Genomic DNA, 22,524 nt, shown 5'->3' with positions numbered 1-22,524 from the left:
ATAAGCTTACAGTTAGAGGAATGACCAACTGACCCAGGCCGTTGTCATAGGCGCCGGAATCGGCGGGCTTTCTGCTGCAATGCGATTGGCGGCGCAGGGGCTGGGCGTACGTGTTGTCGAGATGGCCGACGGCCCGGGCGGCAAGATGCGCACGGCCCCTTCGGTGGCCGGACCAGTGGATATCGGGCCGACCGTTCTGACAATGCGGCCCGTGTTCGAGGCGTTGTTCGCGGATGTGGGCGAAAAGCTGTCAGATCACGTCACGCTCCACCGCGATAGGCTATTGGCGCGGCATTGGTGGCGGGACGGGTCGTCGCTGGACTTGTTCGACGATCCTGAAAGCAGTGCAGAGGCTGTTGGCGAATTCGCGGGGGCGGAGGCCGTGCGGGAATTTCGCGCTTTTTCCGCTGAGGCGAAACGGCTTTACGAGGCATTCGATGGCCCGGTCATGCAATCTGAGGCCCCCGCCTTCGGACCACTTGCGGCCCATGTCATTAAAAACCCGCGTCTGATCCCGGCGATGGCTCCGGGGCTTAGCCTCTCGCGGAAGCTGGCGATGAGGTTCAGCGACTCCCGCCTGCAGCAACTCTTCGGGCGATACGCGACCTATGTGGGCGGCTCCCCCTACCAGAGCCCCGCCGTGCTCGGCCTGATCTGGCAATCCGAAGCGCAGGGCGTTTGGGCTGTCGAAGGCGGGATGCACGCTTTAGCACAGGCAATGCAAAGCGTGGCGGAGGCGAAGGGTGTGGCGTTCCAGTTCGGGACCGCTGTTGAACGGATCACGGCGGAAAGCAGCACCGCTCGCGGCGTTCAATTGGCCGATGGCAGCACCCTCTCCGCCGACATCGTCGTATTCAACGGCGACCCAAAGGCGCTGCGAGACGGTTATCTCGGCCAAGACATGACCGGCGCCGTGCCCAAAGCCGGGACCGAGCCGCGCAGCTTTTCGGCCTTCGTTTGGGGATTTGCGGCTGAACCGAGCGGCGTCGAGCTGGCCCATCACAACGTCTTCTTCTGCGAAGACCCGAAAATCGAATTCGGTGATCTCGCGAAGGGCCGCATGCCCCGTGACGCGACGCTGTACGTTTGCGCCCAAGACCACGGCCAACCCGGGCCGCAACGGTTCGAGATCATCATGAACGGGCCGCCGGGCCATAAGACGACGGAAGAGGAGAAAGAAACATGTCGAACACGCACGTTCGAGGCATTGCAGACGATGGGTCTGACGTTTTCTCCTCCGCCCGAGACGACCGCTCTGACCACACCGATGGACTTCGACCGGGCCTTTCCCGCGTCGGACGGTTCCCTCTACGGGAGGAGCCCGCATGGGATGTCAGCGACGTTCCAGCGGCCCACGGCGCGGACGGCGATCAAGGGCCTCTATCTGGCAGGCGGCGGGGCGCATCCGGGGGCGGGAATTCCGATGGCCTGCCTCTCCGGCAAGCACGCGGCCGAGGCGATACGGAGCGACCTTGCTTCGACATCGAGGTCCCGCCCGACGGCTACGCCTGGTGGTATGTCGACGGGATCAGCGATTGCGGCAACCGCGCCATCTCGATCATCGGCTTCATAGGCTCCGTCTTCTCACCTTGGTATCGTTGGTCTGGCCGCAAGAACCCCGCCAACAATTGTTGTCTGAACGTGGTGACCTACGGGCGTGGCGGGCGGTGGACGATGACCGATCGCGGCGAAGAGGCGTTGGGCCTGTCGCGCGATCGTTTGCAGATCGGGCCTTCTGCAATGGTCTGGAAGGGCGATCGGCTGGAAGTGCAGATAGATGAGATGTCCACGCCCCACGCTCAGAAGGTGACGGGGAACGTGACAATCCAGCCCTCTGCGCTGACGGATCAGGAAATGCTGCTGAGCGAAGACGGCGCGCATGTCTGGCGACCCTTCGCGCCGACCGCGCGGATCGAAGTAGATCTGAATCGCCCCGGGTGGACATGGTCAGGCCACGGCTATTTCGACGCGAATTTCGGGACCCGCGCGTTAGAAGCGGATTTCAGCTATTGGACCTGGGGCCGCTTCCCGTTGAACGACGGCTCGGCCTGCTTCTACGATCTGGAACGGCGCGACGGGACAACGCTCGCCACTGGCGTCGGCTTCTCGATGGACGGCACGCCACACGCCATCCAGATGCCCCCGAAACAGAGACTAAACCGCCCATTTTGGATGGTTCGCCGCGAAACGCGGGCGGATGCCGATTTCCGGCCGCATCAGGTCAAAGCAATGCTCGACGCGCCGTTCTACAACCGCTCCGCCATCAAGACGAAGATCAACGGGGAAGAGACGGTGGGCGTCTACGAGGCGCTTGATCTCGACCGCTTCCGTGGGCCTTGGCTGATGCCAATGCTGGCCGTTCGTGTGCCGCGTCGGAAAAGGTGGCGTATGCCGTAGCTTGTCGCCGCGTGTCGGGCTGTCCATATAGACCTGACACGAATGGAGGCCCTTATGGCGAAAGAAGACTTCCCCGGTTGGCACGGCACCACGATTATCGGCGTGCGCAAGGGCGGCAAAGTGGTTGTCGCGGGCGACGGGCAGGTGAGCCTTGGGCAAACGGTGATCAAGGGTTCAGCGCGTAAGGTGCGGCGGCTGAAGCCGGGCGGATATGACGTGGTTTGCGGCTTTGCAGGGTCGACGGCCGATGCGTTCACGCTTCTGGAACGGCTGGAGACAAAGCTGGAGGCGACGCCCGGGCAATTGCAGCGCGCCTCGGTCGAACTCGCCAAGGATTGGCGGACCGACAAATACCTCCAGAAGCTGGAAGCGATGCTGATCGTGACCGATGGGTCCGAGCTTTACATCATCACTGGCGCGGGTGACGTGCTGGAACCTGAACATGGGATTGCCGCCATCGGTTCGGGCGGAAACTTCGCACTCGCTGCCGCACGCGGGATGCTCGACACCGACAAGGATGCCGAAACCATCGCCCGCGAAGCGATGCAGATCGCCGCCGACATCTGTGTTTACACCAACGGAAACCTCACCGTTGAGGTGATCGAGGCATGAGCCAGATCACCCGCGATGATCTGCGGGCGGCTGTCGGCGCTGGCATGATGACGGAGGCGCAGGCCGCGTCGCTCATCAACCTGTCTGAGGAACGCGAAGGCGTGCGCGCCCGACGCACCGGGCTGGATGAACCGTTCGAGCTGTTCAAAGGCTTCAACGAAATCTTTATCGTCGTTGGCCTGTCGATCCTGTTTGCGGGCTGGATCGGCGTTACTGGTTTGGGCCTTTTCGGCGCGACTCGCGGCTGGGTTCTGGGGCTCGCGCTTTCGATAATCGCAATGATCGCGCTGGCTGGCATGTCGCGTTACTTCACGCTGAAGCGTCGGATGGTGGCCCCGTCGATCGCGCTCGCGATCATGTTCGGCGCATCGGCGTTGCAATTCGGCCTGTCGGTCGCGGCAATGCTCGACTTTCAGATTCAGGCCAGCGTTGCGCTTGGCGCCGGTATCGCCGGTGCCTTCCTGTGCTTGCACTATGCCATTTTCCGCGTTCCGTTCACCGTGGCGCTGATCGCGCTGTCGGTGGTGATGACCACCTTCGGGATCGTGACAACAGGCGGCACGATACCGGACACATTCGAAGATCTCTTCCTTCTCAGCGCAGATGGTCCGTTTGCAATCATCACCATCGTGCTCGGCCTGATCGGCCTGACCATCGCGATGATCTTCGACATGTCCGACCCGCACCGTGTCACCCGCCGCGCGGCGTCGGGCTTTTGGCTGCACGTCATCGCGGCACCCGCCATCGTGAACACGGTTGCGCTAACGCTGTTCCAGAATGCGGATGCCGGATCGAAGGTCGCGCTGGTGCTGTTCGTTGCGGCCATGGCGCTTTTCGCAATCATCATCGACCGCCGGTCCTTCCTCGTCTCCGGTGTCGGCTATGTCGTAGCGCTGTCGATTTCGGTGGTCGAGGGCGAGGGCGCGTTCTTCGTGATCCTTCTGCTTGGCATCGGCCTAGTCGTTCTGGGCGCGCAGTGGGAGGCGATGCGCGGGGCCATCATGCGCTCCTTGCCCGCCTTCCCCGGAAAAAACAGATTGCCCCCATGGGCTGTAAAGGAGGCCTCTGCATGAGTGACCTGACCCCCCGTGAGATCGTGTCGGAGCTCGACCGCTTCATCATCGGCCAGAAAGACGCCAAGCGCGCTGTGGCCGTCGCCCTGCGCAACCGCTGGCGGCGGAAGCAGTTGGGTGACGACCTGCGTGATGAGGTTTATCCGAAGAATATCCTGATGATCGGGCCCACAGGCGTCGGCAAGACCGAGATCAGCCGCCGCCTCGCCAAGCTCGCCCGTGCGCCGTTCATCAAGGTGGAAGCCACGAAATTCACCGAAGTGGGCTATGTTGGCCGCGACGTGGAACAGATCGTCCGTGATCTGGTGGACGCGGCACAAGTGATGATCCGCGAGAACATGCGCGAAGAGGTGAAGGCCAAGGCCCATGACGCAGCCGAAGAGCGCGTGATCGAAGCGCTGGCGGGAACCGATGCGCGTGAGCAGACGCGAGAGATGTTCCGCAAGAAGCTGCGTGGTGGAGAGCTGGACGATACGATCATCGAGCTGGAAGTGACGGACAATTCCAACCCCCTCGGCGGGTTCGAGATCCCCGGTCAGCCCGGCATGGGGCAGATGGGCGGGATGATGAACCTGGGCGATCTGTTCAAAGGCATGGGCGGGCGCAAGGTAAAGCGACGGCTTTCGGTGGCGGCCAGCTACGACATCCTGATTGATGAGGAGGCGGACAAGCTGCTCGATCCTGAGATGGTCACGAAAGAAGCCATGCGCGCGGTGGAGCAGAACGGGATCGTTTTCATTGATGAGATCGACAAAGTCTGCGCGCGCGCCGATGCGCGGGGGGCGGATGTATCCCGCGAAGGCGTACAGCGCGATCTGCTGCCGTTGATCGAAGGCACAACCGTCTCCACCAAGCACGGGCCGGTCAAAACCGACCATATCCTCTTCATCGCATCGGGCGCCTTCCACATCGCCAAGCCCTCTGACCTGTTGCCCGAACTTCAGGGCCGCCTGCCGATCCGCGTGAACCTGCGGGCACTGACGGAAGGTGATTTCGTGCGCATCCTGACGGAAACCGACAACGCGCTGACCCGGCAATACACCGCCTTGATGGCCACGGAAGAGGTCGAAGTGACCTTCACCGAAGAAGGCATCGCGGCGCTCGCCAAGATTGCGGCGGAGGTCAACGAAAGCGTTGAAAATATCGGCGCGCGGCGGCTTTACACGGTGTTGGAGCGGGTCTTTGAAGAACTCAGCTTCACCGCACCGGATAAATCCGGGCAAGCGGTTACCGTTGATGCCGCATTTGTCGAAGAAAACCTCGGCGAATTGACGCGTAGTACAGATCTCAGCCGTTACGTTCTTTAGGCAAACGCTGGTAAGAGGGTGGCATGACACGCACTTCGATCACTCGCCGTTCGCTTCTTTGTGGGGTTGCCGCTCTGCCGCTGGCGGCGTGTGGCGGTGTGCCGGATCTGATGATCGTGCCAGAAGCGGCTGATATCGGCACGGCGGAAACGGTCTTTGTGGCCACCAACCGCGTCTTCGCCGACGGGGCGTTTCAAGCCGCCCGGCAAGAGACGCTGTCGTTCACCGAATTCACCGTAGAAATTCCCCCGGATCGGGAAACCGGTGCCGTCGAACCGGCCAGACCCGGGCGGCGGCGCGGCCCAGACCTGCAAACGGAATTCGTCGCCAGCAGCGGCAACCATCTTGGCAGTCGGGAGGGGTTCCGCGCCGCCTTGCGGGCGGAAGCGCGTCGCGCCGGTGTGAACGAGGCGATGATCTTCATCCACGGTTTCGCCAGCACTATCGGCACCGGCCTCTACCGTACCGCGCAAATCCGCTACGATTTCCAGATCCCGGGCATCGCCGTGCACTACGCCTGGCCCAGCGCCGGGAACCCGCTTGGCTATGCCTATGATAGGGATTCGAGCCTGTTTGCCCGCGATGGGTTAGAGCAGTTGATCACCGATATTCAGGCCGCTGGTTTGAACGTCGTCCTCACCGCGCACTCCCTTGGATCGAGCGTGGTGATGGAGGTTTTGCGTCAACTCCGGATCGGTGGTCGCACTGGAACGCTGGATCGGATCAACGGCGTGATCCTGTTCTCACCCGATGTGGATGTCGATGTGTTCCGCAGCCAGGCCGAACGGATCGGAGAGCTTCCGCAGCCGTTCGTGATTTTCACCTCGCAACGCGATCAGGCGCTACGGCTATCTGCCCGGATCACCGGGCAGGCTGAACGAGTCGGAAACCTCGCCATCCCCGATGCGCTCGGCGAATTTGAGATCACCATTATCGACGTCTCCGCCTTCTCGGGTGGGGTCCGCGATACATTCAATCACTTTGCCGGTGCCAGTTCACCGGCTGTTGTGCAAATCCTCAACGATGCGGCTGGTGTGAACAATTCGTTTGAGCGGAGCACCACTCAGCGCCCGGGCATTCTTCCGGGCACGATCCTGACGATTCAGAATGCCACGCAGATCATGCTCAGCCCGATCACCGCAAACTAACGGCGGCGCTTGAGGTAGACGTAGTACGCGCCACCACCGCCGTGCTTTTGGTGCGCCTCACGAATATCGAGGATCATCAAACCCAACGGCGGGGATTGCAGCCAGCTTGGCACCTGATGCTTCAACACCCCGCGCCGGATCGGAATCGGCCCACCGCTATCGCGATCCTTGCCTTTGCCAGTTATCACCAAAACCAACCGCAATTCCCGCTCGTAGGCAGAGCTGATGAAGGAAATCAGCGCGGGATGCGCCTCGGCCAGAACCATACCGTGCAGGTCAATGCGATCCTCGGGCTTCAGCTTGCCCCGCACCATGCGTTTGTGTGTGCCGTGATCCATCCGCACAGGCGCATGCGCCAGCCGCGCCGAAAGCGTCGGCGCGTGGTTTACGGGGTTGGCCGAGAAGGAAGCCTTTTCACCAATGCGAAAGGCAGGCAGCCGTTCGGCGGTTGTCGCTTCACGCCGGATAGGTGATTTCGGCTTTGGCGCTTCCGGAATGATCCGCGGCGCGCCGGAGCGGTCCATGGGCGTGGCGGTCGACGCGACTCTGTTCCAAAGGGCCTTATCCTCCTCGGACAGGCCGCGTTTTCCACGCTTACCCATCTGTCACGCGTCCGGGATCAGTTGGTGCGCACGTTCGATCGGCAGCAGAACGATCATGCGGCCTGGGTCGCGGATGACGCCTGCGGCATCCCCGGCGTCGTCTCCGAAACCAAAGAAAATATCCGCACGCTGCGGCCCTTGGATTGCCCCGCCGGTATCCTGCGCGATCATCAACCGGCGGATCGGGCCGTCGCCGTCTTTCTCAATCCAGACCGGAGCGCCCAATGGCGTGTGATCTGGATCCACTGCAATCGTCCGATGCGGCGTGATGTTTCGGTTCATGGCACCCAGTGGCCCAAGATCCGGGTCGTCGATGTCGACCTCGCGAAAGAACACGTAGCTAGGGTTGTGATGCAGCAGCGTTTGCCCAGCCACCGGGTTTCGCCGCACCCAGGATTGGATCACCTGCGCGGACACCTGATGCGGCTGATACACACCGCGCCGGACAAGCTCCTGACCCACCGAGCGGTATTCATGGCCGTTCCGACCGCCATAACCCACGCGCAGAAACCCGCCCTCGGCAAGCCGGATACGGCCCGATCCTTGGATCTGCAGAAAGAACAGTTCTACCGGGTCATCAACCCAGGCGATCTCCAGCCCACGCCCCTCAAGCACGCGACTTTCCTCAATCTCCCGCCGAGACAGCCACTGGCCATTCACCTCGGGCGGGAGACGATAAACCGGATAGCGATAGCGGCTTGTTCTGGTGCGCGACCCGCTCAATTCCGGCTCATAGTATCCAGTGAACAAGGCCGGTTCTTCGCCACCAATCAGGACCGGCCGAAAGAACAATTCGAAGAATGTCCTTGCGTCAGGCGCCGTTTCGGCAACCGCACAGAGCGCTTCCCAATCCGAGCCCTCAAGATCCATGCAGGTGTTTCGAAAAACGGAAAGGGCCGCGGAATGATCATCCTCGGCCCACCCATCCAAATCATCGAACGTCAGAAGCTGCACGGGTTCATCTGCCGTGGCGGCTGTGGCGGTAAGCGCCAAAGCAATCGCTACCGCGCGCAGTCCCATCGTTCATCCGTCAGTTGCCACCAGGGCCCAGTTCGGATCATCAGCGCCCATTGTGCGCGCGAAAGTCCACACATCGCGTTGGCGTTTGATCTCGGACGCGTCGCCTTCGATGATCTCGCCGTCGGAATTGCGAACAACGCTGGTCAACTCACCCACAAAACGCACGGTGATCTCGGCCTCACTCGCCCCGCGATCGAACGTTGCGTTCTGGAGCGCTATTTCGCGCACACCGACAAATTCCGCCTCAATCGTCAGGCCCTGTTCGTTGCGCTGGTTGATGACCGTCTCGAACGTTTCCATCACATCATCGGCGAGGAACGGCTTTAGCCCGTCCACATCGCCACGTTCAAACGACATCAGGATCATCTCATAGGCCTGACGCGCGCCGCCCAGAAATTCGCTGACGTTAAAACCCGGCTCGGCCATTTTCATGGCAGCTAGTGCTTTGGCGCTGTCCGATCCATCTTCGACGTGATCGGTGATATCTTCGTCCGGACCACCATCAATCACTTCGAAATCACGGCGACGGTTGGCCGTCGAACCATCGGGCCGGGCCGGGGGGCGCTCAAACCCCTCACGCGATCCAAGGACGGAGCGCAGGCGCAAGATCAGGAAAATCGCGACGCCGGCCAAGACCAGCAAGGACAAAAGAGACGAGTTCATGGCACCTCGGCGGGGAATGGGTTCAAAACCGGTGTAGCAGCCACATATGTAAGGCAGGGGTGGGGTCAAGTCCATGACAGCCCATCTGCGGCATAAGGCCATTTGTCAGAGGAAACGCGCCCATGCGCCTGCTTTTGTTGTTCATTGCGGTCCCGTTGATCGAAATCGCTTTATTTATTCAGGTCGGCGGATGGCTCGGTCTGTGGCCAACTTTGGCGATTGTGGTGCTGACGGCCATTGCCGGAACGATGCTCGTCAAAAGCCAGGGCGCTCAGGCGATGCAGCAGCTCCGCACTTCGTTCGATGATCTGCGCGATCCGACCGAACCCCTTGCCCACGGGGCTATGATCCTTTTCTCCGGCGCGCTTTTGCTGACGCCGGGCTTCTTCACGGATGCTGTTGGTTTTGCGCTACTGGTTCCAGGTGTGCGCAACTACGTCCTGAGAGAAATGAAAAAGCGTGTGAATGTGCAAACGGTCCGCACGGATCGCGGATGGCAGCCGCAGGATGAGACTATCATCGAAGGCACTTACAGCGCAGAAGATGAAGATCGACCCAGCGGTCCATCGGGCTGGACTCGGCATTGAGGCCAAAGCGCGGGCCTGTTATGTCGCCTGCAACTTTGATTTCAGGAGAATGATCCATGTCCGACGCTTCGGCCAACGGTGAGACCGAAAACGGCGCGGCGCAACCCGCCGCACAGCTTCCGAAAATGCAAATCCTCGGCCAGTTCATCCGTGACCTGTCGTTCGAGAATGCTGCTGTTCAGAACGCCGTTGTTGCGCAAGGCCAGCCTGACATTCAGGTGCAGGTAGCTCTGGATGCGCGCAAGCGTACGACGGAAAACCAGTACGACGTGATCATGAAGCTGAAGGTCGAATCGAAGACCAAGGAAGATGAGCCGAAATCAGTTTTCTTGATCGAGCTGGAATATGGCGGCGTCTTCTCCATCGAAAACATTGCCGAGCAGCAGCTGCATCCGTTCCTGATGATCGAATGTCCGCGGATGCTGTTCCCCTTCGTGCGTCGCATTATCTCCGACGTCACGCGTGATGGTGGCTATCCGCCGCTGAACCTCGACCAAATCGACTTTGTGGCACTATATCGCCAGCAGTTGCAGCAGCGTCAGGCTCAGCAAGCCGCAGGTGAGCCGCAAGGCACAGCCTGATCTACCGAAAGCGGGTCCAGATAGGCTCGTCCCCAAGCTTTTCGACAAAGGCCGCATGTGCGGCCTTTTCATTTTCCGTCAGGCGCGGTGGCAAAGGCGCGGGCCGGGGTTTCGGCCGCCAATCGTCCGCCTGATCCGCTGCGTTCTGTCGGGATTGCGTTTGCGACAATGCAAAGTCGGGCTGCTTGCCACCCGTCAGCTCCAGATAGACCTCTGCCAAGATCTCGGAGTCGAGCAACGCGCCGTGCAGCGTGCGGTTGGAATTGTCGATCCCGAAGCGGCGACACAACGCATCCAGCGATGCTGGCGACCCCGGAAACCGGCTGCGCGCGATTTTCAGCGTGTCGAGGGCCTGATCGTTCGGCAATAATCTGTGGCCGGCCCATTCAAGCTCCGCATTCAGAAAGCGCATGTCGAACTCGGCGTTATGGATCACCATCTTCGCGTCGCCGACAAAATTCAGAAAGTCCTGCGCGATCGCGGTAAAGACGGGTTTGTCCGCAAGAAATTCATCCCCAATCCCGTGCACTTCAAACGCCTCGTTCGGCATGCCACGTTCGGGGTTGATGTATTGATGATAGGTCTTGCCCGTCGGCACTTGGTTGAACAGCTCGACCGCACCGATCTCCACGATCCGGTGGCGCGGCGTATCGAACGGGTTCAAACCGGTCGTTTCGGTGTCGAGGACGATCTCTCTCATGTCAGCTCTGCTATGATATGATCCACTGCATCTTGTGCCACATCCATGGCGGAAGTGTCTATGATGTAGTCGGCCCGCTTGCGTTTCTCTGCGTCCGGGGTTTGGCGTGACAGGATTGCCTCAAAGTCCGCCTCTGTCATCGTGCCACGCGACAGGACCCGCTCGCGTTGGGTTTCGGCATCCACCGACACAACGGCGATCTTATCGCAATGCTGGTCGAGACCCGTCTCGAACAGGAGCGGGACATCCAAAACGACCAGCCCGTCCGCGTTTTCTAAGAACGCGGCACGGCTTTCGGCGACCAGCGGATGAATAATCGCGTTGATCCTGTCGAGCACGGTCGCGTCCTCGGCAATCAGTTTGCGCAGATGAGCGCGGTCAACATGGCCATCAGGCAGGGTCGACCCCGGAAACTCCGCCTCCAACAGCGCGGGCGCTGGACCATCGGGTGAATAAAGCGCGTGTACCGTAGCGTCCGCGTCCCAAACTGGAATGCCACGATCCCGAAACATCTCCGCCGTGGTGCTTTTGCCCATCCCGATGGAGCCTGTCAGGCCCAGGATCGTCTTCATCCGCCCAGAACCGCCGCGCGCAGATCATCATCGACCATCGGAGTGTAACTGAACCAGCGCTCAAATCCCGGCACGGCTTGGTGCAACAACATGCCCAGCCCCTCAACGGTTTCGCACCCACGGTCCGCCGCTTCGCGCAGAAGGTCCGTTTCCAGTGGTGTGTAGACAATATCTGTCACAACAGTCGGAGGCGAAAGGCGAGACAGATCAAGCGATAGCGGCGCTTGACCCTCCATTCCCAGCGCGGTCGTATTCACGATCAAAGCGGTGTCACGGATATGGTCCGCTATCTGTGTCCAATCTATTGGGGAAACGCGCGCCCCGAACTGCTCCCGCAAACCATCCGCCCGCGCGCGCGTCCGGTTTGCCACGTGCACTACGGGCGCGCCGTCAGAGATCAACGCAGACACAATCGCCTTCGCCGCCCCGCCAGAGCCCAGAACCAAAGCCGGGCCAGCGGAAGCTGACCATCCCGGCAAGGTCTGGCGGATATTAGATAGAAAGCCCATCCCATCGGTATTGTCCGCCTGAATGCGCCCATCCGCTGTGAAGGTGAGTGTATTCGCCGCCCCAATCAACGCGGCCCGGTCCGTGATCGTATCGGCGAGGGAAAGAACCAGCTCTTTATGCGGGATGGTCACATTCGCCCCGACAAATCCCATGCGCGGAAGCACACCCAGTGCCTCAGGCAGATCCTGATGATTGATGTGAAGCGGCACGTAATGCCCCTTCAGCCCATACCGCTTAAGCCAGTGGCCATGCAGAAGCGGTGACAGAGAATGGGCCACCGGATCACCGATCACACCGGCCAGAGGGATCGTTTCCTTCGTCATGCCCCTAACATACCCCGCAAACGCAGATGGGAAAGGACATCAAGCAACGGCAAGCCAAGGACTGAGAACCAATCCCCCTCGATCCGTGAAAACAAACGCGCGCCCAAGCGCTCAACCTGATAAGCCCCGACGCAGTAGGATACGTCCGGCCAAGCCGCGTCCAGATAGTCGTTGATCTGCTTGTCCGACAGAGCGTGCATCGTCATCCGAACCACGCCGACATGGCGCCAGACAGGTTTGTTATCCTCATAGAGCACGGCGGCTGACATCAAGTGATGAGTCTTGCCCTGTAGTTGCTTTAAATGCTCTGCGGCTTCTGCCTGATCCTTGGCCTTGCCAAAGATCTCTCCCTTCAGCGCCAGAACCTGGTCGCAGCCCAGCACCAACTCACCTGGGTTTGCCTTTTCAGCCACCCGCCTTGCTTTGAACTCGGCCAGCGTATCCGCCACATCGCGCGGTTCAGCCCCTTCAGCCAGCAGCGATTCGCGAATGGCCGCCTCATCCAACCGCGCAGGCCGACAATCGACGCGCAGACCGGCGTTTTCCAACATCTCACGCCGGATAAGCGAGGAGGAGGCGAGGATAAGATCAACCATCTTCTGGGAAACTCTGTGGAAATCTTGCGCGCTACTATGGGCGGATTGTGACGGAATCGACAAGCTATCCCGTCAAGCGCGAAGTTCGACGATTTTCGCCTTCTCCGTCCACCATTTTCCCCCGGGAATGGATTTCTGATCGAAGAAATGCGCGAACCTGTCTGTCCCATTCTCTTCTCTGTTCATCCACAGGTTTTTCCTTGCCATGCAACAATTAAGTGTATGAAATAATTATATTATTTTTGAAATCTACTACCTCAAAAGCTGCTTGGATAATTCCCCTCTCCCTGGCAAAGACTGGGGATACATTTTGGACATCTCCGTTTTCCGGGAACTCCACGCTCCAACAAACAAAAACAACAAAGAATCTTTCTTTCTTTTTTATTTGGAAGACCATGAAGCAAACGGCATGAGTTGACTTGAGAAGGGGAAGTCCTTACCTCCATCCTCGCACTCCGTCCGGAGAGGCAACTTCACAAGAACAGAATTCCGCGACCCTGACCGTGTCAGGACAACGCCCCTTGGATGTATTCCCATGACAACTGAATCCCTGAGCCTTGCTGACCTGAAAGCAAAGTCGCCCAAAGACCTGCTGGCGATGGCAGAAGAGCTTGAGATCGAAAATGCCTCGACCATGCGCAAAGGCGACATGATGTTCGAGATCCTGCGCGAGCGCGCCGAAGAAGGCTGGGAGATCTCTGGCGACGGTGTGCTTGAGGTTCTGCAGGACGGCTTCGGCTTTCTTCGCAGCCCTGAGGCAAACTACCTGCCTGGCCCCGATGATATTTACGTTTCGCCCGAGATGATCCGCCAGCATTCCCTGCGGACCGGTGACACGGTTGAGGGTGTGATTACCGCGCCGAAAGAGAATGAGCGCTACTTCTGCCTCGTTACCTGCACGCAGATCAATTTTCAGGAGCCTGAGAAGGCGCGCCACAAGGTGGCGTTCGACAACCTCACGCCGCTTTACCCGGATGAGCGTCTGAAGATGGAAATCGAAGATCCCACCATCAAGGATCGCTCTGCCCGCATCATCGACCTCGTGGCCCCCATCGGCAAAGGTCAGCGTGCCCTGATCACTGCGCCCCCGCGGACGGGTAAAACGGTTCTGATGCAGAACATCGCCCATTCGATCGAAACCAATCACCCGGAATGTTACCTGATCGTCCTTCTGATCGATGAACGGCCTGAGGAAGTCACCGACATGCAGCGTTCGGTGAAGGGGGAGGTTGTATCGTCCACCTTCGACGAACCCGCCACGCGCCACGTTGCTGTGTCCGAGATGGTGATCGAAAAGGCCAAGCGTTTGGTCGAACACAAACGTGACGTTGTGATCCTGCTCGACTCGATCACCCGACTGGGTCGTGCGTTCAACACGGTTGTGCCGTCGTCGGGTAAAGTCCTGACCGGTGGTGTGGATGCCAATGCCCTGCAACGCCCTAAGCGTTTCTTCGGTGCTGCGCGCAATATCGAGGAAGGTGGCTCGCTCACCATCATCGCGACCGCGCTGATCGACACCGGCTCCCGTATGGACGAAGTGATCTTCGAGGAATTCAAAGGCACAGGTAACAGCGAAATCGTTCTGGACCGCAAGGTTGCCGATAAGCGCGTCTTCCCGGCGATGGACATCCTCAAATCCGGCACCCGGAAAGAGGATCTGCTGGTTGACAAGGGCGATCTGGCCAAGACCTTCGTTCTGCGCCGCATCCTGAACCCGATGGGTACGACTGATGCAATCGAGTTCCTGATCTCAAAGCTCAAACAGACGAAGACGAATTCCGAGTTCTTCGACTCGATGAACACCTAAGGGCGCCGCACGATGCAAACCGTTTTCGCCCTGGCCACCGCTCGGGGGAAAGCGGGTGTCGCCATCATCCGCATTTCTGGGCCGGAGGCTGCGTCGGTCGGCGCGGCCTTGTGTGGGTCTTTACCGGAACCGGGGCAACATGCGCTTCGCGTAGTGCGAAATGCGAATAAAGACATTTTAGATCAGTCACTTATCCTTTTTTTTACAGCGCCGAACAGCTTTACTGGTGAGGACGTTGTGGAAATGCATCTCCATGGCAGCGTTGCGGTGATACGTGCTGTCGAAGATGCGATTGCCGCCACCGGATTGGCGCGAGAAGCTGAGGCCGGTGAATTCACCAAGCGTGCCCTTCTCAACGACCGTCTCGATCTCGCACAGGTAGAGGGCCTTGGCGATCTGGTGGAGGCTGAGACAGAAGCGCAACGCGTGCAGGCTCAACGTGCCTTCTCCGGCGCTCTCTCCGAGAAGATGATGGCGTTGCGGGACAAGGGTATTCGTGCCGCTGCTTTGCTAACCGCAACTATCGACTTTGCGGATGAAGAGGTTCCCGTTGATGTCTCACCGGAGGTCGAGGAGCTTCTTACAAGTCTAATCGCCGACCTCAAAGCGGAGATCGAAGGCTCCCGCGTGGCGGAACGCGTGCGCGACGGGTTCGAGGTCGCCATTCTTGGCGCGCCGAATGCGGGAAAATCCACGCTCCTAAACGCACTGTCTGGACGTGAAATCGCAATCACGTCTGATATCGCAGGCACCACACGCGATGTAATTGAGGCGCGTCTTGATATTGGTGGCCTTGCCGTGACCTTCCTCGACACTGCCGGTCTGCGGGCGACGGATGATACCGTCGAACAGATTGGAGTTTCCCGTGCAATTGATCGTGCACTATCTGCCGACTTGCGCGTCGTTCTGGAGACTGATGATTTCGAGCTGCCAGAGGAGCTTCAAGGGAGAGTTGATCTAATCTATGGCGCAAAGGCCGATCTTACTGGCCGTAAGGGTATATCCGGGGTAACGGGTGCGGGTTTGGACGAAATGATCTCCGACATCTCTGGCATTCTCTCGGAGCGCGTAGCGCAGGTAAAAACAGCGATCTCCGCCCGCCAACGCGGTGGAATGCAGCGCGCTGTGGTCGAATTCGCTCAGGCATTATCCGCGATGCGCACAAGCGCAGAGGTCGAGATCGCCGCCCAGCATGTGCAAGATGGCCTTCACGCGCTTGACTCGGTCATTGGTCGTGTGGATGTAGAGAACATCCTCGGCGAAATTTTCTCCCGGTTCTGCATCGGGAAATAGGAGTGTTTCACGTGAAACATCCAGACTTTGATGTTGTGGTTGTTGGTGGCGGCCACGCCGGCGTTGAAGCGGCGGATGCAGCGCGCCGCGCCGGCGCGCGCACCGTTCTCGTAACACTACGCAAGGGCGATCTTGGCGTTATGTCATGCAATCCTGCGATTGGCGGTCTTGGAAAGGGCCATCTTGTCCGCGAGATTGATGCCCTTGGCGGCATTATGGGCCGTGCCGCAGATGCATCGGGAATCCAATATCGCCTGCTCAACCGTCGCAAGGGCGCTGCCGTTCAAGGGCCGCGCACCCAATCTGACCGAGTGCTGTACGCCAAGGCCATCCAGGATCATGTTGCGCAGGCAGATGGTCTCACCGTGATTGAAGGCGAGGTCGCTGATCTCGTGGTGCGTGGGGATCACGCCAAAGGTGTCGTTCTGGCAGATGGAAGTGAGATCGCCGCCAAATCTGTTGTTCTGACAACGGGTACCTTTCTGCGCGGCGTCATCCACATAGGCGATCGCAAGATCGAAGGCGGCCGGATGGGCGATCGTCCGTCGGTGAAATTGGCGGAGCGTATGGATAGCCTCGATCTGCCACTTGGTCGGCTGAAGACGGGAACGCCGCCGCGCATAAAAAGCCAATCGATCAATTGGGACATCCTGCAAGAGCAAAAGGCGGACGAGGACCCTACTTTCTTCTCGTTCCTGACGACGAAGGTTCAAGCGCGGCAAGTCGGTTGCGGCATCACCCACACCAACGCTCAAACGCATGAGATCATTCAGGCAAATCTTGGCCGATCAGCCATGTATGGCGGGATGATTGAAGGTGTCGGACCCCGGTACTGCCCGTCGATTGAAGATAAGGTCGTCCGGTTCAGCGATAAGGATTCGCACCAGATCTTCCTCGAGCCAGAGGGTCTCACGTCAGATCTGGTTTACCCGAATGGGATCTCGACGTCTCTGCCAGAGGATGTTCAACACGATTATGTCCGCTCCATCGTCGGCTTGGAAAACGCGGAGATTCAGCAACCGGGCTATGCTATCGAGTACGACTACGTAGATCCAACGTGCCTGAGCGATCAACTAGAACTGCGCGCACTTGAAGGGTTGTTCCTTGCAGGACAGATCAACGGCACAACCGGATATGAAGAGGCCGCGGCGCAAGGTCTTGTTGCTGGCCTTTCAGCTGCATTACAGGCGCTTGGGCGCGATCCCATCTCGTTCAGCCGTCGCGAAAGCTACATTGGCGTGATGGTCGATGATCTCGTGACGCGCGGTGTAGCTGAGCCGTACCGCATGTTCACGTCGCGCGCCGAGTATCGGCTGTCTTTGCGGGCCGACAATGCGGATGCTCGATTGACGCCACTTGGGCTGTCGCTCGGTATTGTGGATGACCTGCGGCGTAGTGCATTTGACGACAAGATGGATCGACTGAATCGCGGTCGCGATATGCTTCAAGCAATGACGGCAACGCCGAAGCAAGCGGCCGAGGTAGGGATAACAGTCAACGCAGATGGGAAACGGCGCAACGGGATGGAGTATCTGGCCTTTCCCGAATTAGGTGTCTCAGACCTTACGAAGATTGAGCCAGGCCTTGAGGCGCTTGACCAAGAGGTTGTCCGCCAGCTCAAAATCGAGGCGACGTATGCGACCTACGTTGCGCGGCAGCAGAAGGATGCTGAGGCACTGGATCGCGACGAGGCGAAGCAAATCCCAGCGGGATTCCCGTACGGAGAGGTCATTGGCCTATCCAATGAGCTACGGTCCAAGCTTTCGCGTGTCCAACCAACAACGCTTGGCCAGGCTGGCCGGATTGATGGTATGACGCCGGCAGCACTCGCGCTGATCCTGACGAAGCTTCGCCAACTCGATCGGATGTCCGCGTGAGCCCTGAGGAAGCGAAGGCCTGGCTTGGAGAGAGTGTTTCACGTGAAACACTCGAGCGGTTAGAAACGTATCATACCCTCCTTTTGAAGTGGCAACCTACGATCAACCTCGTTGCTCCAGCGACTTTGGGCGAGGCGTGGCAGCGGCATTTCGTGGATTCTGCGCAGCTGTTCGAACATATTCCCGATGGTGCTGAGCGATGGCTGGATCTTGGTTCCGGCGGCGGCTTTCCGGGCTTGGTGCTGGCTGCGATGGGCGCAGAGGCCAATACGCCGCTGACTGTCACGCTGGTTGAAAGCGATATTCGGAAATGCGGCTTTCTACGCGAGGTCGGGCGAGCAATGGGCGTGAAGGTCAATATTCTCTCGCGTCGTATCAGCGAGGTACCTAATCAATCTGCTGATGTAATCTCGGCCCGCGCTCTAAGTGGCCTCGACAAACTGGTCGACCATGCAAAGCCGCATTTGGGCGCAAATACGCGCCTTTTGTTTCCGAAGGGGAGCGCATGGCGGGAAGAGCTTGAAACCCTGCCAGCGCGCTGGCAGACGATCTGTGAACCGATCCCGAGCTTGACCCACGATGATGCGGTTATTCTGAAATTTGATGTTGGACAGCTAGAAGGTGACGCCTGAGATGCGCATCATTGCGATCACGAACCAGAAGGGCGGCGTTGGGAAAACAACGACGGCCATTAATCTTGGCGCGACGCTGGCCTCGATGAAATGCAAGGTTCTAATCGTTGATCTTGATCCGCAGGGCAATGCCTCAACGGGGTTGGGGATTGAGCCGGCGGATCGTGTGAAATCTACCTATGATCTTCTGCTCGATGGCGCCGACCTCGCAGACGTCGCGATAGAAACTGAGGTGGATCACCTTTGGATCGCGCCCGCGACCACGGATCTGAGCTCAACAGATGTGGAGCTAGGGCAGCGCGACAACCGTGTTTTCCTTCTGAAAGAGGCGTTGTCGCAGGGCGCACCATACGACTACGTGCTGATCGATTGCCCGCCTTCCCTTAGCTTGCTCACACTGAACGCACTGACAGCGGCGCATGCTTTGTTGGTGCCGTTGCAAGCAGAATTCTTTGCACTGGAAGGCCTTTCACAACTTATGCTGACCGTAAGAGAAGTGCGGGAAACAGCGAACCCCGCTTTGCGGATCGAGGGTGTGGTTTTAACCATGCACGATTCGCGAATGAACCTCAGCAAGCAGGTCGAAGAGGATGCGCGCGCCACGTTGGGCGACCTCGTCTTTGATACGATCGTGCCGCGCAATGTTCGGTTAAGCGAAGCGCCATCTTACGCCCTTCCCGTTATCGCCTATGATCCTGCCTCGAAAGGCAGCCAGGCGTATATCGATCTGGCGAACGAACTGCTGGATCGTGAACCCCAAACGAAAGAGAGTGCATGATGGCCAAATCGACAGACAAGCGACGTTTGGGCCGCGGTCTTTCAGCGCTTATGGCCGATATAGAGCCGAATGCGGCCCAAGATGCGGGGCCGTCTGACGCGCGCGCATCTGGGCGTACGGATCGTCAAATTCCGATTGAGGACGTACAGCCGAACCCGGACCAGCCAAGGCGGGCGTTTGATGAGGAGCAATTGCGCGAACTTGCAGCGTCGATCCGTGAGCATGGGATCATTCAGCCGCTGATCGTGCGTCCCGATCCTGCTGAGTCGGGAAAGTATCAAATTGTTGCCGGCGAACGGCGTTGGCGTGCAGCGCAGATTGCGCAGCTTCACGAAGTACCGGCTTTGGTGCGGGACTTCGACGACAACGAAGTGCTTCAGGTTGCGATCATTGAAAACGTGCAGCGCGCGGATCTGAACCCGATTGAAGAGGCGCTTGGCTACAAGCAGCTGATGGAGAAGTTCGGCCATACGCAGCTGGCGCTTTCCACGGCGATGGGCAAAAGCCGAAGCCATTTGGCGAATATGATGCGATTGCTGCAATTGCCGGATGAGATCCAGGCCATGGTGCGGGATGGAGAGTTAAGCTCGGGCCATGCGCGGGCGCTGGTAACGGCAGAGAACCCGATTGCACTGGCGCTGCGCGCGGTGCGTGAGGGGATGTCTGTGCGGGACATCGAGAAGGCCGCGAAGGCTGGCGCAAGCGGGTCGACGGTTGGTGGGGCGACCACGAGACCCGAAAAGGATGCAGATACGCGGGCGTTGGAGGCGGATCTGAAGGCCGCGTTGTCGATGAAGGTGTCGATTGACCACAACGCGCAGTCCGGCGCAGGTAAAATTACTATCAATTACAAAGACTTAGAGCAACTAGACGACCTGATGCGCAAGCTGAACGCAGGTTGAGACTCTAGGTCAAAAGCTCCCTCAGAAGTCCGTTCAAAACAGGACGCCCGACCTGAGTGGCCATAATGCGGTTGGCGTTCTGTTCGATCAGGCCCAGGTCGCCCAGATGATCGATTTTCGTCTGCGGGATGGGATGGCCCATGATCCGCTCAAACCGCGCAAGGTCAGAGCCTTCGCTGAGGCGCAGTGACATCATCAGATATTCTTCGGCCTGTTCCTGCGCTGTGATCGGCGTGCGAGCGGATTCCCCGGTTCCTGACGTTGCAACGGCGTCGAGCCACTTTTGCGGCGCCAGCAGGGTTTCAGTCGCGTAGCGGTGGCCATCCAAGGTCAGACGACCATGGGCCCCCGGGCCAATGCCGATGAAATCACCGCCGCGCCAATAGATCAGGTTGTGGCGGGATTGAGCGAGATCGGCGGAATGGTTCGAGATCTCGTAAGCGGGAAGACCCGCCTTATCGGTCAACTCCTGCGTCAGGTCGTAGAGATCGGCGGAGAGATCTTCATCGGGCAGGCCCTTCAGGCCACCCGCCTTGTGGCGCGCGCCGAAAGCGGTGCCGGGCTCAACGGTCAATTGATAGAGCGAGAGGTGATCGCTTCCCCAGGTGAGAGCCTCGGCCAGTTCGGTGCGCCAATCTTCGAGGGTTTGATCCTGTCGCGCGTAGATCAGGTCGAAGCTGGTGCGATCGAAGCAGGTGCGGGCGATGTCGTAGGCTTTGCGGGCCTCTTCGACGGTGTGCAGACGGCCCAAGCGGCGCAAATCTCCGTTGCTCAGAGCCTGAATCCCCATTGAGACGCGCGAAATGCCTGCGTCGCGAAATGCGCGGAAGCGACCCGCTTCAACGGAGGAGGGGTTCGCCTCTAACGTGATTTCGATGTCGTTCGCCGTGGGCCAGTGGGCGCGGACAGCTTCAAGGATGCGGGCTGTCGTTTCGGGTTTCATCAGGGATGGGGTGCCACCGCCAAAGAAGACGCTTTGCAGGGTGCGGCCCTGGGTTTCCTCCGCCGCGCGGGTGAGTTCGCTAAGGTACGCAGTCAGCCAAGCGGAATGGTCGATCTTTGCCGCGACATGGCTGTTGAAGTCGCAATAGGGGCATTTGGCCTCACAAAACGGCCAGTGGATGTAGAGGCCGAAGCCCCCTTCCTGCCAGTCAGCCATCGCCGAAGATTTTAACGAGTTGTTCGACGGCTTTCGCGCGGTGGCTGATCTTGTTCTTTTCCCACCGATCCATCTCACCAAAGGTGATGTCGTAGCCGTCGGGCTGGAAGATCGGGTCATAGCCATGACCCTGATCGCCGCGCATGGGCCAGACGACTTGGCCGGGCATCACGCCGGGAAAGACCTCATCATGGCCATCGGGCCAAGCGAGGACGAGGGTGCAGCAGAAGCGCGCGGTGCGGGGGGCGGGGGCGTTGATCGCTTCGAGTTTGTCGTGCGTCAGGCGCATCGCCATCTCAAAATCGCGCCCACTGGGCGTTTCGGCCCAATCGGCGGTGTAAACGCCGGGCGCGCCGTCGAGGGCGTCGATTTCAATGCCGCTGTCATCGGAAAGCGCGGGCAAGCCGGTCGCCTTTGCGGCGGCATGGGCCTTGGTCCGCGCGTTTTCGACGAACGTGGTGCCGTCTTCCGGGGGTTCTGGCAGGTTGTGGTCTTTCGCGCCGGTCACCGTGATGCCGAACGGCTCTAACAGGTGCTTCATCTCGTCCAGCTTGCCCTGATTGTGGGTCGCGACGAGCAGTTCGGATCCGGTGAAGCGACGCATCAGACGGTGGCTGCGTTTTGGGCCGCGACAAGCTCTGCCACGCCTTTTTCGGCAAGCGTGTAGAGCTGGTTGAATTCATCGCGGGAGAAGGTGGCGCCTTCTGCGCTGGCTTGCAGTTCCACGACTTGGCCCGCGCCGGTCATGATGAAATTGCCGTCCGTCCCGGCCTCCGAATCCTCGGGGTAGTCGAGGTCGAGCACGGGCTGGCCCGCGTAGATGCCGCAGGAGACTGCGGCGATGTTGTCGGTGATCGGGTCGGTGATGATGTCACCGGCCTTGAGCAGCTTGTTGACGGCAAGGCGCAGGGCGACCCAGCCGCCTGTGATGGAGGCACAGCGGGTGCCGCCATCGGCCTGGATCACGTCGCAGTCCACCGTGATCTGACGTTCGCCGAGCGCGTTACGGTCGACGCAGGCGCGAAGGGAACGCCCGATCAGGCGTTGGATTTCCTGCGTGCGGCCCGATTGCTTGCCCGCGGCGGCTTCCCGGCGACCACGGGTGTGCGTCGCGCGGGGCAGCATGCCGTATTCGGCCGTCACCCAGCCTTGGCCGGAATTGCGCAGGAACGGCGGCACGCGCTCCTCAAGCGAAGCGGTGCAAAGGACATGCGTGTCACCGCATTTGATCAGGCATGAGCCTTCGGCATGGCGCGTCACGCCGGTCTCGATGGAAATTGGGCGCATTTCGTCTAGGTTTCGACCGGAAGGACGCATAAATATCTCCCTGATATTTTTGGCTGTGCTGTGCGGGGATAATCCGGCAGGCTTGCGGCTCGCAACCC

General features: G+C 59.6%; 24 protein-coding genes. 14 read left to right on the top strand and 10 right to left on the bottom strand.

What is annotated here, in order from left to right; all coding sequences use genetic code 11:
• The first annotated feature begins 28 nt into the window (after positions 1–28).
• Genes crtD through V8J81_RS17160 form a run of 6 tightly spaced genes read left to right on the top strand, consistent with a single transcriptional unit; the run spans position 29 to position 6,537 of the window.
• A complete protein-coding gene (crtD, locus tag V8J81_RS17185) occupies positions 29–1,573 on the top strand; it encodes a 1-hydroxycarotenoid 3,4-desaturase CrtD (protein ID WP_368477668.1) in 1,545 nt (514 codons plus the stop codon).
• The gene (gene crtC / locus V8J81_RS17180; RefSeq protein WP_500796478.1) at positions 1,483–2,397 is read left to right on the top strand and encodes a carotenoid 1,2-hydratase; all 915 of its coding nucleotides are present in this window, start codon (positions 1,483–1,485) and stop codon (positions 2,395–2,397) included. Before crtD ends, crtC begins: the two co-directional genes overlap by 91 nt.
• A 54-nt stretch (positions 2,398–2,451) precedes the next feature.
• A complete protein-coding gene (gene hslV / locus V8J81_RS17175; RefSeq protein ID WP_368476974.1) occupies positions 2,452–3,009 on the top strand; it encodes an ATP-dependent protease subunit HslV in 558 nt (185 codons plus the stop codon).
• On the top strand, positions 3,006–4,082 hold the full coding sequence (locus V8J81_RS17170; protein WP_368476973.1) for a hypothetical protein: 1,077 nt from the start codon (positions 3,006–3,008) through the stop codon (positions 4,080–4,082). Before hslV ends, V8J81_RS17170 begins: the two co-directional genes overlap by 4 nt.
• Complete coding sequence (hslU, locus tag V8J81_RS17165; protein ID WP_368476972.1) at positions 4,079–5,389, top strand: ATP-dependent protease ATPase subunit HslU; 1,311 nt, start codon at positions 4,079–4,081, stop codon at positions 5,387–5,389. Before V8J81_RS17170 ends, hslU begins: the two co-directional genes overlap by 4 nt.
• A 23-nt stretch (positions 5,390–5,412) precedes the next feature.
• A complete protein-coding gene (locus tag V8J81_RS17160; RefSeq protein ID WP_368476971.1) occupies positions 5,413–6,537 on the top strand; it encodes an alpha/beta hydrolase in 1,125 nt (374 codons plus the stop codon).
• On the opposite strand, the gene V8J81_RS17155 is transcribed toward V8J81_RS17160, so the two are convergent.
• From V8J81_RS17155 to V8J81_RS17145, 3 genes are read right to left on the bottom strand one after another with little or no spacing between them, the layout of a single operon-like run.
• Positions 6,534–7,139 carry a Smr/MutS family protein gene (locus tag V8J81_RS17155; RefSeq protein ID WP_368476970.1) on the bottom strand — a complete coding sequence of 202 codons (606 nt, stop codon included), beginning with the start codon at positions 7,137–7,139 and terminating at the stop codon, positions 6,534–6,536. The genes V8J81_RS17160 and V8J81_RS17155 overlap by 4 nt on opposite strands.
• Before the next feature lie 3 nt (positions 7,140–7,142).
• Positions 7,143–8,159, bottom strand: coding sequence for a murein transglycosylase A (mltA, locus tag V8J81_RS17150; RefSeq protein ID WP_368476969.1), 1,017 nt, complete (start codon positions 8,157–8,159; stop codon positions 7,143–7,145).
• 3 nt (positions 8,160–8,162) lie between these two features.
• Positions 8,163–8,822 (bottom strand): Tim44/TimA family putative adaptor protein, encoded by a 660-nt coding sequence (locus V8J81_RS17145; RefSeq protein ID WP_368476968.1) that lies wholly within the window; start codon positions 8,820–8,822, stop codon positions 8,163–8,165.
• A 122-nt stretch (positions 8,823–8,944) separates the two neighbouring features.
• Between V8J81_RS17145 and V8J81_RS17140 the strand changes: the two genes are divergently transcribed.
• Both V8J81_RS17140 and secB read left to right on the top strand, forming a co-directional pair.
• Positions 8,945–9,409 (top strand): FxsA family protein, encoded by a 465-nt coding sequence (locus tag V8J81_RS17140; RefSeq protein ID WP_368476967.1) that lies wholly within the window; start codon positions 8,945–8,947, stop codon positions 9,407–9,409.
• Positions 9,410–9,465: 56 nt separating this feature from the next.
• Positions 9,466–9,990 (top strand): protein-export chaperone SecB, encoded by a 525-nt coding sequence (secB, locus tag V8J81_RS17135; RefSeq protein WP_368476966.1) that lies wholly within the window; start codon positions 9,466–9,468, stop codon positions 9,988–9,990.
• A 1-nt stretch (position 9,991) separates the two neighbouring features.
• Here the strand turns inward: secB and dnaQ are convergent, their stop codons facing one another.
• From dnaQ to V8J81_RS17115, 4 genes are read right to left on the bottom strand one after another with little or no spacing between them, the layout of a single operon-like run.
• The gene (gene dnaQ, locus V8J81_RS17130) at positions 9,992–10,690 is read right to left on the bottom strand and encodes a DNA polymerase III subunit epsilon (protein ID WP_368476965.1); all 699 of its coding nucleotides are present in this window, start codon (positions 10,688–10,690) and stop codon (positions 9,992–9,994) included.
• Positions 10,687–11,262 carry a dephospho-CoA kinase gene (coaE, locus tag V8J81_RS17125; RefSeq protein ID WP_368476964.1) on the bottom strand — a complete coding sequence of 192 codons (576 nt, stop codon included), beginning with the start codon at positions 11,260–11,262 and terminating at the stop codon, positions 10,687–10,689. The genes dnaQ and coaE overlap by 4 nt, the downstream gene beginning before the upstream one ends.
• Positions 11,259–12,095, bottom strand: coding sequence for a shikimate dehydrogenase (locus V8J81_RS17120; protein ID WP_368476963.1), 837 nt, complete (start codon positions 12,093–12,095; stop codon positions 11,259–11,261). Before V8J81_RS17120 ends, coaE begins: the two co-directional genes overlap by 4 nt.
• A complete protein-coding gene (locus tag V8J81_RS17115; RefSeq protein WP_368476962.1) occupies positions 12,092–12,691 on the bottom strand; it encodes a Maf family protein in 600 nt (199 codons plus the stop codon). The genes V8J81_RS17120 and V8J81_RS17115 overlap by 4 nt, the downstream gene beginning before the upstream one ends.
• Positions 12,692–13,226: 535 nt before the next feature.
• Here V8J81_RS17115 and rho point away from each other — a divergent pair.
• The 6 genes from rho to V8J81_RS17085 are packed head-to-tail and all read left to right on the top strand — an operon-like array spanning position 13,227 to position 19,980.
• Complete coding sequence (gene rho, locus V8J81_RS17110; protein ID WP_368476961.1) at positions 13,227–14,498, top strand: transcription termination factor Rho; 1,272 nt, start codon at positions 13,227–13,229, stop codon at positions 14,496–14,498.
• A 12-nt stretch (positions 14,499–14,510) separates the two neighbouring features.
• A complete protein-coding gene (gene mnmE / locus V8J81_RS17105; protein ID WP_368476960.1) occupies positions 14,511–15,791 on the top strand; it encodes a tRNA uridine-5-carboxymethylaminomethyl(34) synthesis GTPase MnmE in 1,281 nt (426 codons plus the stop codon).
• Positions 15,792–15,793: 2 nt separating this feature from the next.
• Positions 15,794–17,668 (top strand): tRNA uridine-5-carboxymethylaminomethyl(34) synthesis enzyme MnmG, encoded by a 1,875-nt coding sequence (mnmG, locus tag V8J81_RS17100; RefSeq protein ID WP_368476959.1) that lies wholly within the window; start codon positions 15,794–15,796, stop codon positions 17,666–17,668.
• Positions 17,665–18,300 carry a 16S rRNA (guanine(527)-N(7))-methyltransferase RsmG gene (rsmG, locus tag V8J81_RS17095; RefSeq protein WP_368476958.1) on the top strand — a complete coding sequence of 212 codons (636 nt, stop codon included), beginning with the start codon at positions 17,665–17,667 and terminating at the stop codon, positions 18,298–18,300. The genes mnmG and rsmG overlap by 4 nt, the downstream gene beginning before the upstream one ends.
• A 1-nt stretch (position 18,301) precedes the next feature.
• On the top strand, positions 18,302–19,078 hold the full coding sequence (locus tag V8J81_RS17090; RefSeq protein ID WP_368476957.1) for a ParA family protein: 777 nt from the start codon (positions 18,302–18,304) through the stop codon (positions 19,076–19,078).
• On the top strand, positions 19,078–19,980 hold the full coding sequence (locus tag V8J81_RS17085; RefSeq protein ID WP_368476956.1) for a ParB/RepB/Spo0J family partition protein: 903 nt from the start codon (positions 19,078–19,080) through the stop codon (positions 19,978–19,980). Before V8J81_RS17090 ends, V8J81_RS17085 begins: the two co-directional genes overlap by 1 nt.
• A gap of 4 nt (positions 19,981–19,984) precedes the next feature.
• Here V8J81_RS17085 and hemW read toward each other — a convergent pair whose 3' ends face one another.
• Genes hemW through rph form a run of 3 tightly spaced genes read right to left on the bottom strand, consistent with a single transcriptional unit; the run spans position 19,985 to position 22,456 of the window.
• Positions 19,985–21,139: a radical SAM family heme chaperone HemW gene (gene hemW, locus V8J81_RS17080; protein ID WP_368476955.1), complete on the bottom strand. Its 1,155-nt coding sequence runs from the start codon at positions 21,137–21,139 to the stop codon at positions 19,985–19,987.
• Positions 21,132–21,743 (bottom strand): RdgB/HAM1 family non-canonical purine NTP pyrophosphatase, encoded by a 612-nt coding sequence (gene rdgB, locus V8J81_RS17075; protein ID WP_368476954.1) that lies wholly within the window; start codon positions 21,741–21,743, stop codon positions 21,132–21,134. The genes hemW and rdgB overlap by 8 nt, the downstream gene beginning before the upstream one ends.
• Positions 21,743–22,456 carry a ribonuclease PH gene (rph, locus tag V8J81_RS17070; RefSeq protein WP_368476953.1) on the bottom strand — a complete coding sequence of 238 codons (714 nt, stop codon included), beginning with the start codon at positions 22,454–22,456 and terminating at the stop codon, positions 21,743–21,745. The genes rdgB and rph overlap by 1 nt, the downstream gene beginning before the upstream one ends.
• Positions 22,457–22,524 lie beyond the last annotated feature (68 nt).

The organism is Gymnodinialimonas sp. 202GB13-11 (assembly GCF_040932485.1).
In the GTDB taxonomy this organism is placed as follows: Bacteria; Pseudomonadota; Alphaproteobacteria; order Rhodobacterales; family Rhodobacteraceae; genus Gymnodinialimonas; species Gymnodinialimonas hymeniacidonis.
This window is presented reverse-complemented; position numbering and strand designations above follow the sequence as displayed.

What these genes read in the sequence shown, in the direction of transcription:
- hslV (WP_368476974.1), top strand. Translation starts at nt 2,452, where the DNA reads ATGGCGAAAGAAGACTTCCCCGGTTGGCACGGCACCACGATTATCGGC.
- V8J81_RS17170 (WP_368476973.1), top strand. Translation starts at nt 3,006, where the DNA reads ATGAGCCAGATCACCCGCGATGATCTGCGGGCGGCTGTCGGCGCTGGC.
- hslU (WP_368476972.1), top strand. Translation starts at nt 4,079, where the DNA reads ATGAGTGACCTGACCCCCCGTGAGATCGTGTCGGAGCTCGACCGCTTC.
- V8J81_RS17160 (WP_368476971.1), top strand. Translation starts at nt 5,413, where the DNA reads ATGACACGCACTTCGATCACTCGCCGTTCGCTTCTTTGTGGGGTTGCC.
- V8J81_RS17155 (WP_368476970.1), bottom strand. Translation starts at nt 7,139, where the DNA reads ATGGGTAAGCGTGGAAAACGCGGCCTGTCCGAGGAGGATAAGGCCCTT.
- mltA (WP_368476969.1), bottom strand. Translation starts at nt 8,159, where the DNA reads ATGGGACTGCGCGCGGTAGCGATTGCTTTGGCGCTTACCGCCACAGCC.
- V8J81_RS17145 (WP_368476968.1), bottom strand. Translation starts at nt 8,822, where the DNA reads ATGAACTCGTCTCTTTTGTCCTTGCTGGTCTTGGCCGGCGTCGCGATT.
- V8J81_RS17140 (WP_368476967.1), top strand. Translation starts at nt 8,945, where the DNA reads ATGCGCCTGCTTTTGTTGTTCATTGCGGTCCCGTTGATCGAAATCGCT.
- secB (WP_368476966.1), top strand. Translation starts at nt 9,466, where the DNA reads ATGTCCGACGCTTCGGCCAACGGTGAGACCGAAAACGGCGCGGCGCAA.
- dnaQ (WP_368476965.1), bottom strand. Translation starts at nt 10,690, where the DNA reads ATGAGAGAGATCGTCCTCGACACCGAAACGACCGGTTTGAACCCGTTC.
- coaE (WP_368476964.1), bottom strand. Translation starts at nt 11,262, where the DNA reads ATGAAGACGATCCTGGGCCTGACAGGCTCCATCGGGATGGGCAAAAGC.
- V8J81_RS17120 (WP_368476963.1), bottom strand. Translation starts at nt 12,095, where the DNA reads ATGACGAAGGAAACGATCCCTCTGGCCGGTGTGATCGGTGATCCGGTG.
- V8J81_RS17115 (WP_368476962.1), bottom strand. Translation starts at nt 12,691, where the DNA reads ATGGTTGATCTTATCCTCGCCTCCTCCTCGCTTATCCGGCGTGAGATG.
- rho (WP_368476961.1), top strand. Translation starts at nt 13,227, where the DNA reads ATGACAACTGAATCCCTGAGCCTTGCTGACCTGAAAGCAAAGTCGCCC.
- mnmE (WP_368476960.1), top strand. Translation starts at nt 14,511, where the DNA reads ATGCAAACCGTTTTCGCCCTGGCCACCGCTCGGGGGAAAGCGGGTGTC.
- V8J81_RS17090 (WP_368476957.1), top strand. Translation starts at nt 18,302, where the DNA reads ATGCGCATCATTGCGATCACGAACCAGAAGGGCGGCGTTGGGAAAACA.
- V8J81_RS17085 (WP_368476956.1), top strand. Translation starts at nt 19,078, where the DNA reads ATGGCCAAATCGACAGACAAGCGACGTTTGGGCCGCGGTCTTTCAGCG.
- hemW (WP_368476955.1), bottom strand. Translation starts at nt 21,139, where the DNA reads ATGGCTGACTGGCAGGAAGGGGGCTTCGGCCTCTACATCCACTGGCCG.
- rdgB (WP_368476954.1), bottom strand. Translation starts at nt 21,743, where the DNA reads ATGCGTCGCTTCACCGGATCCGAACTGCTCGTCGCGACCCACAATCAG.
- rph (WP_368476953.1), bottom strand. Translation starts at nt 22,456, where the DNA reads ATGCGTCCTTCCGGTCGAAACCTAGACGAAATGCGCCCAATTTCCATC.